This is a genomic window from Pseudoteredinibacter isoporae, assembly GCF_011602085.1.
Taxonomy (GTDB): Bacteria; Pseudomonadota; Gammaproteobacteria; order Pseudomonadales; family Cellvibrionaceae; genus Pseudoteredinibacter; species Pseudoteredinibacter isoporae.
This window is the reverse complement of sequence record NZ_JAAONY010000002.1, coordinates 1,246,788-1,260,333: the sequence shown is the minus strand read 5'-3', so window position 1 is coordinate 1,260,333 and position 13,546 is coordinate 1,246,788. Positions and strand designations below refer to the sequence as shown.

Annotated in this window: 9 protein-coding genes; 4 read left to right on the top strand and 5 right to left on the bottom strand. The window is 48.6% G+C overall.

Features of this window, described 5'->3' with window-relative positions:
- The first annotated feature begins 57 nt into the window (after positions 1–57).
- The 3 genes from G8768_RS14055 (at position 58) to G8768_RS14045 (ending at position 6,490) form a co-directional block, all read left to right on the top strand.
- Positions 58–2,715: a TonB-dependent receptor gene (locus tag G8768_RS14055; RefSeq protein WP_166845663.1), complete on the top strand. Its 2,658-nt coding sequence runs from the start codon at positions 58–60 to the stop codon at positions 2,713–2,715.
- Between the two features lie 296 nt (positions 2,716–3,011).
- Complete coding sequence (locus G8768_RS14050; RefSeq protein WP_166845666.1) at positions 3,012–4,430, top strand: solute:sodium symporter family transporter; 1,419 nt, start codon at positions 3,012–3,014, stop codon at positions 4,428–4,430.
- A 146-nt stretch (positions 4,431–4,576) separates the two neighbouring features.
- On the top strand, positions 4,577–6,490 hold the full coding sequence (locus tag G8768_RS14045) for a metallophosphoesterase (RefSeq protein WP_166845670.1): 1,914 nt from the start codon (positions 4,577–4,579) through the stop codon (positions 6,488–6,490).
- A 51-nt stretch (positions 6,491–6,541) separates the two neighbouring features.
- Here G8768_RS14045 and G8768_RS14040 read toward each other — a convergent pair whose 3' ends face one another.
- The 5 genes from G8768_RS14040 to G8768_RS14020 form a co-directional block, all read right to left on the bottom strand.
- Positions 6,542–8,125 carry a glycoside hydrolase family 31 protein gene (locus tag G8768_RS14040; protein ID WP_208020179.1) on the bottom strand — a complete coding sequence of 528 codons (1,584 nt, stop codon included), beginning with the start codon at positions 8,123–8,125 and terminating at the stop codon, positions 6,542–6,544.
- A 96-nt stretch (positions 8,126–8,221) separates the two neighbouring features.
- Positions 8,222–9,088 carry a sugar phosphate isomerase/epimerase family protein gene (locus G8768_RS14035; protein ID WP_208020178.1) on the bottom strand — a complete coding sequence of 289 codons (867 nt, stop codon included), beginning with the start codon at positions 9,086–9,088 and terminating at the stop codon, positions 8,222–8,224.
- Positions 9,089–9,111: 23 nt separating this feature from the next.
- On the bottom strand, positions 9,112–10,284 hold the full coding sequence (locus G8768_RS14030; protein ID WP_279546162.1) for an MFS transporter: 1,173 nt from the start codon (positions 10,282–10,284) through the stop codon (positions 9,112–9,114).
- 64 nt (positions 10,285–10,348) lie between these two features.
- Complete coding sequence (locus G8768_RS14025) at positions 10,349–11,416, bottom strand: sugar phosphate isomerase/epimerase family protein (RefSeq protein ID WP_166845673.1); 1,068 nt, start codon at positions 11,414–11,416, stop codon at positions 10,349–10,351.
- Positions 11,413–12,582: a Gfo/Idh/MocA family protein gene (locus G8768_RS14020; protein WP_166845675.1), complete on the bottom strand. Its 1,170-nt coding sequence runs from the start codon at positions 12,580–12,582 to the stop codon at positions 11,413–11,415. The genes G8768_RS14025 and G8768_RS14020 overlap by 4 nt, the downstream gene beginning before the upstream one ends.
- Before the next feature lie 165 nt (positions 12,583–12,747).
- Here G8768_RS14020 and G8768_RS14015 point away from each other — a divergent pair, with 165 nt between their 5' ends.
- Positions 12,748–13,512, top strand: a complete 765-nt coding sequence (locus G8768_RS14015) for an AraC family transcriptional regulator (protein ID WP_166845678.1) — start codon at positions 12,748–12,750, stop codon at positions 13,510–13,512.
- Positions 13,513–13,546 lie beyond the last annotated feature (34 nt).

The following is a 13,546-nucleotide window of genomic DNA, read 5'->3' as shown; positions in this document are numbered from 1 at the left end:
ATATGCGTTCGATATAAATAAATATAAGGCCATTAATTGGCTTGATCGGAGACGAACATGAGTTGTATACCCTTTAACAAAACGCTGATAGCAAGCAGTGTGGCAACGGTGGCGCTAGGTTTGGGCTCAGGAGCTGCGCTCGCCCAGAGTACCGAGCCTGATGCGTCGGCCGAGCTTATGGAAGAGGTAACGGTGAAAGGCTTCCGCTCCAGCTTGATGCTGGGGCAGGATTTAAAGCGCAATGCGGTAGGTTCCCAGGAAAGTATTGTGGCAGAAGATATTGCTGACTTTCCGGATCTGAACCTGGCTGAATCACTTCAGCGTATCCCGGGTGTGACGATCAATCGTGATAACGGTGAGGGTCGACAGATTGCCCTGCGTGGATTGGGGGCGGATTTTACCCGGACTCAATTGAATGGCATGGAAGCGTTGGCAACTAACGCCTCCATTTTGGATTCCCGAGGTTCAGTGAGTCGTACCCGCAGTTTCGATTTTAATATTTTTGCATCTGAATTGTTTAACCGCATCGATGTGTATAAATCATCTGAAGCTAAATTGGATGAGGGTGGTATCGCGGGTACCGTTAACCTGCGAACGCCCAAACCGTTTGATTACGATGGCTTTAAAGGTGCTTTGTCCGGAAAATTGAGTTATGCCGAAAACTCTGAAGAGTATAACCCTCGTATTGCGGCTCTGGTGTCCAACACCTGGGGTGATTTCGGTGCAACTTTCTCTGTGGCCCACAGTCAATCAGACAGTGTTGAGTTTGGCCACCGTAACTGGCAGTGGGAAGGGTTTTCAACCAGTAGCTTTGGTCCTGACATCAGTGAGGCTGATCAGGCGAGATTGAGTGATGGCTCTCTGGCCTATCCGGTTGCCAACACCATCAGTTCGGTTTCAAACAGTCAGGATAGAACGGGCATTACCCTAGCTTTGCAGTGGAACGTGAGTGATGATTTGCTGCTGTCCACCGATATCATCTACGGCAAGCTTGAAAGTGATGCACGTGAATACAATGCCGCAACCCGTGGTTATCGCCAGATAAACGACTTTGAGGTTCGTGGTAGCAGCATCGTGTACGCTGAATTTCTTGATGCTGATATTCGTAATGAGTCGAAATTCAACCAATCAGAAACAGAATTTAGCCAGTTCATTTTTGAAGCCGATGCAAGCTTGAGTGATTCCCTAACGGCCAAGTTCACGGCGGGTTACTCGAAATCCGAATTCGATGCGCCCGTACATGACAAGGTATATCTGATTTCCACGGGTCACACCTTCAGCTTTGACTATCGTGACAGCCCTGAGGGTAACAATACTTACGATTTCGATATTGCTGATCCTTCGGCATATCAGCTGCACCGTGCGGATACCCGTGAAGATTTTATCAGTAATGAGTTCACCACTCTGAAGGCGGATTTTTCCTACGAGATCAACGATAGCAGCAGCCTGGATTTCGGCTTGCAGTACAAGAACTACGAATCCGATGGTTATGAGCGTCGCCAGACGGTACGAAACCTGGAAGATTTGGGTATCAGTTATGTTTCCGGACCTTTTTCGACAGCCACCACGCGTAATTTTACGGTTGCCGATGTGCAAGCCAGCTTTCCCAATATTCTGGCTGCCGGTTTGAATGCTCGGAACACCGATCGTTTGTTTACCCGTGATCTGACCCCTGCCGACAACATTGAAGGCAGCGCCTATCAGGTAGAGGAAGAGACTGCCGCGCTTTATGCCCAGTACAATATTGAAGTAGAAAATATTCGGGCCAACTTTGGTGTCCGTTATGCCACTACGGATGTGACCAGTTCCGGGGATCTTCTGGTGAGAGAAGCTGGGCAGCCAGCACGCTTCGAGCCGGTATCCATTGACAGCAGTTATTCCGAAATTCTGCCTTCTTTGAATGTTACAGTAGATCTGAGCGAAGAATTGCTGTTCCGCTTCAGTGCGAACCGTAACCTCAGCCGCCCAAGCCTGGGTGATTTACGTGCGTCGGCGAATATTGGTTTTGCCGGCGGAACGATCGCACGCGGTAACCCTGAATTGAAACCGTTTATTGCCGATTCTTTCGAAGCCTCTTTCGAATATTACTTTGGTGAAATTAACTATGTTTCTCTGGGGGTGTTTACCAAGGACATGGCCTCCTTTGTGGTAACCGAGTCCAGCAACGTTCCTTACACTCAAACGGGCTTACCGCCGGAGTTGCTACCACCGGGTGATGAAGGGCGTATTTTCGTGATCACCAAGCCAGTCAATGGTAATGGGGCAACGCTAACGGGTGTCGAGCTGGCTGGCCAGTATGAATTCGGTGCAGGCTTTGGGGTCATTGCCAATGTGACCTACGCGGAATCGGAAGCGGAACATTTCATTAATGGTGAAAAGATCACCGCTGACCTTTTGGGCCTATCTCAGATTTCCTATAACCTGACGGCTTACTATGAGGCTGAAAACTGGGGCGCGCGTATTTCACAGGCGTATCGCGATGGTTATCTGGAGTCAGTCGCTGGTCGTGTAAACGATTTTCAGGGTGTTGAAGATACGACGTTTGTTGATGCCAGTGTCTTTTACAACATCAGTGAGAACCTCAAGTTGTCTCTTGAAGGCATTAACCTGACCAATGAGAAGTTGTACCGCTATCAGGACATTGCTGATCATCGTGCAACTACGGTGTATGAGAGTGGTTCCAGCTTTCTATTGGGTTTGAACTATACCTTCTAAACCAGCGAGTCAGCGCGAGCAACAGGAGCTGCCGAAAGGCAGCTCCTTTTTGCGTTTATCGTGGTGGAAACTGCAGTGGCTTGAATGATAGCGATTTTAAGGAAAATGGCATTAACGAGAGTAAGCTCAACAACTGTAAAGGCAAACAGTTATAGTGTTTTTCTATAATCGCAGGTGTAAATAGTATTACCGCAGCTAAGCGGAAAAGGTTAATTTTAGTGGTTAGGGTGGTCCCTGTTTGTGTTGCAACTAAACCATTCGTTTTTATCCCTTGAGCAGGCCGATTGGAGAATTAGATGAGTGGTATTCAGTACACGGTATTTTTTGTCATTACGGGCCTGGTTGCCCTGATTACCTATTGGAAATGCCGTCAGAACAGCCGCAGTGAAGATTCCAATCGCGAATATTTTCTTGCCGGCAACGGTTTGAGCTGGGTGTTCATTGCAGGGTCACTGACGCTAACCAATATCAGTACTGACACTCTGGTTGGCCTCAATGGAGCCCAGGCCATTGTTGTGGCCTGGTGGGAGTTGGGTGCAGTAGTCGGTATGCTGGTGTTGGCCAAGGTGCTCTTGCCGGTGTATTACCGTTACAACTGCACAACCACAACTGAGCTACTGGAAAAGCGTTACAACAATCCCAATATTCGCGCGACCGTATCGATGCTCTTCTTGTTGGGCAATCTGTTCATTTACTTGCCGATCTTACTGTTTACCGGCTCATTGTTTATGAGCAATTTATTTACGGTAGACATCTCCCAGATGACCATCGCGATCCTGATTGCAACGGTAGGCGCATCGTATGCGATTTTTGGTGGCCTGCGGGCTGTTGCGGTTTCCGACACCTATAATGGCATTGGTTTATTGATCATGGGGCTGGTGGTTGTAGTCCTGGCTTTGGTGGCCATCGATTTTGATTTTAGCGGTGTGCCTGCCGAACGCCTCACGCTGATTGGTGATAATGATTCGGATATCCCCTGGCATACCCTGTTTACCGGAATGCTCTTTATTCAGGTGTTTTACTGGGGAACGAATCAGAATATTACCCAACGGGCGCTGGCGGGTAAGTCTTTAAAAGAAGCACAGAAGGGTGTTTATGCGACGGCGCTGATTCGTCTGTTGATTATTCCACCTATGGTGGTGCTCCCGGGTGTCGTTGCCTATAAATTATATGGTGATATTGGTGATGCGGCCTATGGCACCTTGGTAAAAGATCTGCTGCCCGACTGGCTGGCTGGTGCTTATGCGGCGGTCATGCTCGGGACTATCTTGAGCACTTATAACAGTATTCTCAATGCTTCGGCGGCACTTTATGTTTGTGATATTCACGAGAAATATATCAATCCTGAAGTGGGTGTGAAAAAAATCAGTATCGTGGTGTCTTTGTTGATGGTTATTCTCTCGATTGTCATGGTGCCTGTTTATATGGATTCAAAGGGCATTATGGCGTTGATGCAGCAACTGAATGGTCTGCTCTCCATGCCCATATTGGCGGCGTTTATCACAGGTCTTGCATTTAAAGAGGTTGATGCGAGAGCCATTATTGCAACGGTAGTTTTTGGCAGTTGCCTCTATGCCGGCTTTACCTACATTTGGGCGCCATTCCACTTTATCCATATGATGTTTATCACTTTGGTTTGCAGCGTGGCATTTGCCTTGGTGACGAATCGTATTGTGTTCAAGCAGCAAGCCAGTTGGCGCTTTGGTCTTACGTAGTCCATTTGAGAAATTTTTCAGTAAGGCGCTAGGGGATTTTCAGTGCTGAGCAGTCCTAGTTTAGGAATGCACGGAATTGGCAGGTAGGTAATTCATTGGTAAAGAGTAAATTTTTGGTATTGCTTGTCGCATTGGGGGGCTTGTGTGTGAGTGCTTTCACGCAAGCCGAGCAGGATGTTCGAGTAGCATTTATGCCGGATATCCACTTCCATAATGTTTATGGAGATTTTCAGGACAAACAGTTCAGTGGTGTAAAGAACCCTCTCAATGGTAAGCCTGCGACTATCCGCACCATGGCGGCTCAGCTGAAGTCGACGCGTCTGTTTAATGAAAGTTACTTCGCCCTGCGTGCCGCTTTGGACGATGTCGTAAAGCGGGGCGTTAAGTTTGTTGCGCTCCCCGGGGATTTCAGTGATAACGGGCAACCCTTGCATATGCGTGGGCTTCTGAAGGTATTGCAGTACTACGAGCGGCATCATGGCTTGATGTTTTTTGCGGCACCGGGTAATCACGATCCGGTCAGGCCCTATACTCGCCCGGCGGGAGCCGATGATTTTCTTGGCCGTGATGGTCATCCCCAAGCCATATACAGTCCCGGAAGCGCCGCGTGTCCACGCAAAGGCAAAGCTCGTGCAGGTGTGATCTGCAGTGAAGAAGTGGCTGAATTGGGGTATCGTGAAATCATTGGGCACTTGGAGACCATGGGTTTTATGCCCCGGCCCAATTATCTACATTGGGAAACTCCTTTCGATTATGTATCCCTCAAGTCAAAAGGCCCATCAAACTACGGTTATAAACAGGCTTTAAGTAAGGCTGAACTGACACAGCGGCAATATCAAATTTGCCAACAGAAACACGAACAAAAGATTTGCCAGCAACAGATAGATGCCAGTTATTTGGTGGAGCCGGTTCCTGGTCTATGGTTGTTGTCGATTGATGCCAATGTTTACGTGCCAGAATCGATTGACGCCGATGGGAATGTTAAGAGCGCCGGTTCAGGCAATGCCGGTTACAAGGCAGTGCTTAAGCACAAGCCTTTTTTACTGGATTGGATTCGTGATGTTGCCAAGCGAGCAGAGCAACAGGGCAAAACACTTTTGTCTTTCAGCCACTTTCCCATGGTGGAGTTTTATGACAACCGTTCGGATCTGATTAACACGGCTTTTGTTCCGGGCAGTATGCAGATGCAGCGCCGTCCCGGAGAAGAAGTCAGCCATCAGTTGGCCAAAACAGGTTTGCGCGTGCATATCGCAGGTCATATGCACATTAATGATACCGGCTTAAGACGTTATTCAGATGGCCACTATTTACTGAATATTCAAGCCCCGAGCCTGGCAGCTTACGTGCCTGCGTATAAATTGCTGAGTGTCAAAGCTGGCCGTAAGTTGGATGTGAAAACGATTGTGCTTGAAGACGTTCCTGATTTTGATCAGCTATTTGAGCTTTATCGTTTTGAGCGTCGACAATTGTTGGTGGCTGGGAAGCCCGCTTGGGACGCTTCGATTTTGGATGCCAAAAACTACCGTGAATTTGCCAAGCATCATTTGCATGGTTTGGTAGAACAGCGTTTTCTTGATAATGATTGGCCCAACGATATCCGCCAGTCAATGTTGCACTGGAATGGACTGGACTTGCTCAGTTTTAACTTTCTGATGCTTGAGTCCGAGACTTCCAAATTGGAAGACTGGCGGGCATCCAAGGCATGGCAGCAAGCCAGGAAACTGGTGAAGGCATTTTGCAAGCGACAGGGAATGAATTGTCGAGACTATGAACGCTGGCGATTCAAAGACTTCGTTCATGATTTGTATCGTCTGCGCAATGCTGACAGTCTGGCACTTGATGATATTGGTCAGTCACGTATGAATCAGTACTTGTTTCTGTCGAAAGCGGCCAAAGCGCGCTTATACACCCAGGCCAGTAAGCCGTTTAACAATGCTGCATATAAAGATCTGCTCACTCGCATGGCCTACATATACGATGTCTTTGAAGGTTTCAGTGAAGGGCAGGCCAGTAATCATTTTGAGCTTGATCTGGCGACCGGTTTTGTTACTCGGCAGTGATTATTGAAGGGAAAGCGCTGCCTGGCTCAGTTAGCAGCGCCTCGCCAAATATTAATCGCCAGTGAGTTCAAAGTAAGGCAGGTCATCCAGACTGACCTTCAGTTGTATTTGGGCAGGGCCTTGTAGGGTTCGGCCGTCATAGCTGTGCCATTTACCTTCAGGTAAAAATACCTTTCGGTAGCTCGCTGATTTTTCCAGAACGGGTGCCACCAGCAGTTTCTTTCCAATTAAAAACTGGTCTTTTACATTGGCGTATCCCTGATGGGGAAAATCATATTCCATTAAACGCATAATCGGCTCGCCAGTTTTGGCTGATTTGCGAGCTTCGTTCAGTATAAGTGTTTTGAATTTTTCTCTAATTTCAACGGCTTGTTTAATTCGTTGCATGTTTTCCGAGCTCAAAACTCTCCACGGAGCGACGGAAAACTGCATCATGGGCATTAAGGCATGCGCCTGTGCGGAACGGACTATCAGTTCCTGATCCATGGTAGCGCCATTGAGAAATGCCTTGAATTGACCACCGCCTATCATGTCCGGGCAGGAAAAGGGGTATCCCATAATGCCCATAAGGTTCATCTGCGGAACCAGCTTGCGAAGGTCTTCCCAGCTATGATCTTTATCGCGTAAGCGTTGCACAAGCGCCTGACCGCCCATTTTCCAGGTTGCGCGATACTCATTGAAAGGGTAATTCAGGCCAATTTTTGAAAACGCTTCCGTTTGTTGATTTGGGCTCAGTTGGCCAAAGCTTTTTCCAATTTGATAAAACTCCGGGTCGCCAGCATCCAACTTAAAGCCATCAACCTTGTATTCTGCCTGCAGATAATCCAATTCGGTTTGAAACCATTGCTGATCAACTGGATTAGACAAATCCAGCACAGCGCTGCGGCCATTCCACCAAGGCACCATGACCGGGAGGGCTTGTGGGGTCTCTTCGCGCAGCAGACCACCTTTCGCCTCTAGGTGGCGATATTCAACAGAATCGCCACTGACAAAAGGTGCAACCCATAGCATCACTTTGAAACCCATCTGGTGCAACTCTGTCATCATGGCTTTGGGATCAGGAAAACGCGCGGGATGGAAACGCCATTTGCCATAAGCTTCCTGCCAGATATCGTCGATCATCAATACGCCGGGAGGGAGCCCGTGATCAATAATCGAACGGGCGTATTTCAGGATGTCTTGTTGGTTCTGATTGTAAGTGAGTTCGATCCAGGTATTGTATTGCGGCGCGGTGAACAGTAAGTCAGCGGGCATTTTCCCCGATGGCGGAAAGTACTTATTGGAGGCGTAGAGATAAGCTTCTTTCAGATTTTCACCAGGACGGGAGTGTTCGATATCAGAATTGCCTTTAAGTTGCGCCATCTTGCCTTGATATTGCAGGCTAAACGCTTTTTCGGACCAAACTACGTGACCATTGGCCGAGAGAAGAAGAGGCTGGGCTTGATTGCCATAATTATTCGCGTTTAAATCGGCCTCAAAGGGCTCCTGCAGGGGCATCTTTTCGCCCTGTGAAACAATGCCGAGCCACCAGCTTTCCTGTGTGCTTAGAGACCTTGTTTTTTCAGCAAGCGCTACACTGCTGCCAAGTGCGATAAGCGCAAGCAGTGGCTTAATACTATTGAACTTTAATTGCATATTGGTTTTCCTGGCGGATATAAAAGCCCGATCAAGAAAACCGAGCTTGGAATTGAACAACAACGGTTACAGCAAATAACAGAATTTGGAAAGTGCTCAGTGATTATGTGATTTTATAATGTGATCCAGTGCTTTTTTTGAGGCTCTAACGGCCTCAAGAGGGCTAAGCCCAAGCGGGTACTCTTCCTGTTCCAGTACAATCCATTCAATGCCGCCAACCTCGATGCTGGCTTTGAGCACTTCCGCCCAGTCATTGTCATCTTGCCCGATAATTGGGTATTTACCCTCGATGGGTTTTGCCAGCTTCGCTTTGTAGTGAGCGGTGAGCATTCTTCCAGGATAACGTTTTATATAATCCACAGCGTCTTTTTGGGCTTTGTTGATCCAACCTATATCCAGTTGAAGAATAAAGTTATCAGGTGTGCCTTTGGCAATAGCGTCCCAGAAGGTATGATTTTTATAACGATCGAACTCCTTTTCGTGGTTGTGAAAACCAAAACGAAAACCGCGCTGATTCAACGCAGTATTGATTCGATTCAATTCCTCAATAAAGCCTTCGATTTCTCTACTTTGGTAAGCGCGTTCATCATAGGGCAAAACCAGAATATTCACGCCCATTGCCTTGAAGAAATCAGCTGTTTGAGGGAGGTTTTCAGGACTAAGACTCTGGGTACTTACGTGAGCAGCACTGATTCTTAAATTTTGATTGGAAAGAAACGCCCGAAGACCCGCTGGGTTGTTCTGGAATGGGCCAAAATCGCCCGCTAATTCGACACCATCAAAGCCCATGGCGGATAATTTTTTCACGGTTCCGTTGAAGTCATTTTTTACATCATCTTTCAGCGACCATAGCTGAATACTCACAGGTGGCATTGCCCGATGATTGTGTTGTTCGGCATGACTGGCGCCGGCCAATATCGTGCAAAACAGGATCAGTAATTGAGGTTTTAACAATTTAGGCATTTTGAAGGTTCCTGTTGTTGCATCTAGGCTGTGGCAGCTTGTTTTTGTTTGAGTCTAAATATTGCCAGCGCTGCGAAGGCAATGATCAGTACCGCTGGAAAGATGACTAACTGAGAAAGTACAGCCTGACCCGCAAGCAACTCAATATTGGTGCTATCCATTTGGCTGGCCTGCTTTCGTGCGCTATCAATCCAACCACCAATGACCGGGTTCCAGAGACTGACGGCGAACATACCTGCGCCACCCATCAGGCTTAGGCCCAATGCGCCACTTTGAGGAATGTTCTCAGCAACAAAGCCCAGCATAGTTGGCCAGAAATAGGTAACCCCCAGAGCAAAAACGATGGCGCTGATGTACACCATAGCACCACTGGCGACGCTCATGCTGTAGATTCCTGCGCAGGCAAAGACTGCGGAAAGGAGCAATACCCCAACAGGATTAAAACGGTTAATAAGAGGGCCGGCGAAAAAACGACCTATCGCCATCAACCCCGTAATCATCGCGAGGATAAGCATTGGTGAGGCGCCCGAGGCTCCCAGAATTTTATCGATCCATTGCTGGGTGCCCAATTCGGTGGTGGCGGTTAATGTCATGCACAACACCATAAATAAAAACAGGGGCGAAAAGAGGGCTTTGATATTTTCGCTGGTTGAGTGACTGATTCCGTTGGCGCGGGGCAGCGATTGTTGCAGCAACATTAGACCATAAGCCAGAGTTGGAATGATCATAATGGCGATTTGCAATTGCCAACCCAGTCCTGCGTCAGTCATGAACTTGGAACACAAGGCGCCTACGACAATACCACCGGGGAACCAGACGTGGAAACGGTTGAGCATTGTGGTTTTTCGGTCTCGATAAATGTCGGCAATCAAGGGATTACACGAGGCTTCTACGGAGCCATTGGCAAAGCCGATGAACAGCGTCGAAATCAGCAAGCTCCAGAAACCGGAGGCACTGATGGTCAAACCCAGGCCGAGCAGGTGGCAAACAAAGGCCAGTTGCAAGAGTTTTTTGGGGCCAACAAAATTGTAAACAGCACCGCCAAATAATGTCGCCAGGGGAAACCCTAAAAAGGCCATGGCATTGATCCAGCCGAGTTGGGTATCACTGAGGTTAAACTGGTTCCCCAGCTGGCCGAGGATTCCCGCGCGTATTGCGAAGGTCATCGCGGTTACCAACAGGGCCAGACAACACATGATGAATAGGGGGCTGTGGCTTGAGTCTGAATTTATTGTTGTTGTACCCATGAAAAACCTCGTTTTAGTTATTTTTTTCAAGCAAGCCTAAGAGGCTTTGGTTCAAGCGCTTGTCGGTGTCGACCGCCGCAAAATCATCGAAGGCCTTGTCTGTTGGCCTGATAAGATGCGACTGAATAAACTCGGCGCCTTCGCGAGCACCATCTTCCGGATGTTTGATGCAGCATTCCCATTCCAGTACTGCCCAGCCTTTGAATCCGTATTGGGTCAGCTTGGAGAAAATGGCTTTAAAGTCGATTTCGCCATCACCGAGCGAACGAAACCTGCCGGGCCGCTCCAGCCAGGGCTGATAGCCGCCATACACGCCCGAACGCCCGTTGGGATTGAATTCGGCATCTTTGACATGAAAGGCTTTGATGCGGCTGTGATAGATATCAATAAAGGCCAGGTAATCCAGTTGTTGTAAGACGAAGTGACTGGGATCATAGAGTATATTGGCACGCGGGTGATGATCGACGGCCTCAAGAAAGCGATCAAAGCTGGCGCCGTCGTGCAAGTCTTCCCCTGGGTGTAACTCATAGCAGAGATCCACGTCGGCCTGTTCGAAAGCATCGAGGATCGGTAGCCAGCGCTGGGCTAATTCTTCAAAGCCTTCTTCGACCAGGCCGGCTGGGCGTTGCGGCCAGGGGTAAACTGTAGGCCAGAGCAGGGCACCGGAAAAACTGGCATGAGCCTTGAGCTCTAAATGCGCACTGGCTTTGGCTGCGGCCTTCAATTGTTGAATGGCCCACTCGGTACGCGCTTGGGGCTTACCTCGTAATTCCGCTGGGGCGAAACCATCGAACATTTTGTCGTATGCGGGATGCACCGCCACCAGCTGCCCCTGCAGGTGAGTGGACAGCTCGGTAATTTGCAGGCCCTGTTGCTCGACCATGCCTCGAATGTCGTCGCAGTAAGCCTGGCTGTCGGCCGCCTTGTCGAGATCAAAAAAACGCTTATCGTTGCTCGGCAGCTGAATACCCTTGTAGCCCAAGCTTGCCGCCCACTGACAAATATTCTGTAAATTGTTGAACGGTGGTTCGGTGCCCATAAACTGCGCAAGAAATATGGCGGGGCCTTGAATGTTATTCATGAAATATCCATTGGGCTGAGTTTGAAATCATGCCATTTTTGCGTCGAAGCGCTGGCAGCGACCGTATTTTCGATAAAAGCCATGCCGCGCACGGCCTGTTCAATACCGGGTACATCAAGAGCGGCGAGGGGCATTTCGCTTTGCCATAGCTCGGCCCGCAACTGCTGGGAGAACTGTCGATAAATGTTGGCGAAGGCTTCTAAAAATCCTTCGGGATGACCCGCAGGCGTTCGCATATTGGCTTGACTCAATGGCGACATGGTACCTACGCCGGCTTGCAGCAATTGACTGGGCTGATCGGCGAAACTGATTCGCAGTTCATTGGCATTGAGGTGTTGCCACTCCAGGCTGGCTTTGTCGCCGTAAATACGAATTTTAAGATTGTTCTGCTCACCCAGGGACACCTGACTGGCGAGTAAAACACCCCTGGCCCCATTGTTAAAACGTAGGAGAACGGTTCCGTCATCATCAAGGCTGCGCCCATCAACGCAGCTGTTCAGATCCGCGCAAAGTTGCGTGATTTCAAGGCCGCTGATGTATTCGGCTAAATTGGCGGCGTGCACACCAATATCTGCCATGCAGCAGCTAATGCCACTGCGCGCCGGGTCCATCCGCCACTCTGCTTGTTTGCTGTTCTCATTGTCTTTGCTGGACAACCAGCCCTGGGGATACTCGACTACAATTTTGACAATACGTCCGAGTTCACCTGTGGCTACACGGTGCTTGGCCTCTTTGACCATGGGATAGCCATTGTAGGTATGGGTCAATGCAAAACGTACATCGTTCTTGGCGATGATGTGCTGTAATTCCAGTGCTTCCGCCAAATCAAGTGTGGCGGGCTTATCACAAACAATATGAAAACCGTGTTCGGCCGCCAGCTTGGCAATTGGGAAGTGCAGGTGATTTGGCGTAACAATGGCAACTAAGTCCATTCGCTGTTCGGGCCCAAGCTTGGCTTCCTGGAGGATCATGCTGTGGTAATCAGCGTAGCAACGTTCAGGGTCGAGATATAAACTTCTGCCGAAATTCATGGACTTTTGTGGATCTGAGCTGAAGGCACCGCAAACCAGCTCGATCTCATTGTCCAGTTGCGCGGCAATGCGGTGTACCTCACCAATAAACGCTCCCGGGCCTCCGCCCACCATGCCCAGTCTTAGTTTTCGCATCTGCTCCTCAATTTATCGAACGATTCGGGATACTTTTATGATAATGAAATGGCTTTTTGGGTGTTAAGATAAAATCGGTTTTGAATGCGACAAAATCGGCGCTTGTTTAATTATCATATTTATATGTGCTAACCTGCCAATCATAACTGATAGGGTTTATTCCAAATGTCAGAATCTGAAAATAGAGAAAATAGCCTGGATCTCATTGACCAGTACAGCGTACGCCAGATTATTCAGATGTTTGATCTGATGCCGGATATTTTGTTCTGGGTGAAAAATGCTGATGGTCAAATTGTGTATGGCAATGCCTACTTTCTTGAGCATATTGGTGTGCAGAACCTATCCCAGGCGATCGGTTGTACCGACTATGACTTTTCTCCTCCGCACATTGCCCGACAGTTCAGTGTGGACGATCAAAAGGTCATGGCGGGAGAGATCGTTAACAATCGCCTGGAAATGAATATCACCCAGACGGGCGAAATGGCCTGGTTTACCACTTCCAAACGCCCCTTGCTTGATTCTGAAGGAAAAGCAATTGGTTCGTATGGCGTGTCCCGGCATTTGGAAAAAACGTCATTGAGCTTATCCGGTATGGATGCATTGAAAATACCTGTGGATTTTATTCGCTCGAATTATATGAATGAGATCTCTCTCGAAAACTTGGCCGACATTAGCCATCTGTCTATCAGTGCATTGGAACGTCGATTCAAAAAGCACTTGGGTAAAACTCCCAAACGTTTTATCAATGAGGTCCGCTTGGAAAATGCCCGTCGCCTATTGGTCGAAACCACTCAGTCTGTCGCGAGTGTAGCCAATGCCGTGGGTTTCACCGACCACAGCTACTTCAGTAAACAATTTAATGGTCTGTTTGGCCAGTTGCCCTCAGCGCTGCGGAAGAGTCACATGCGAGCCGAGATGAAACCTTCGTGAAGGTGCTGTTGAGTATAAGTGGTTGAGAACAGAA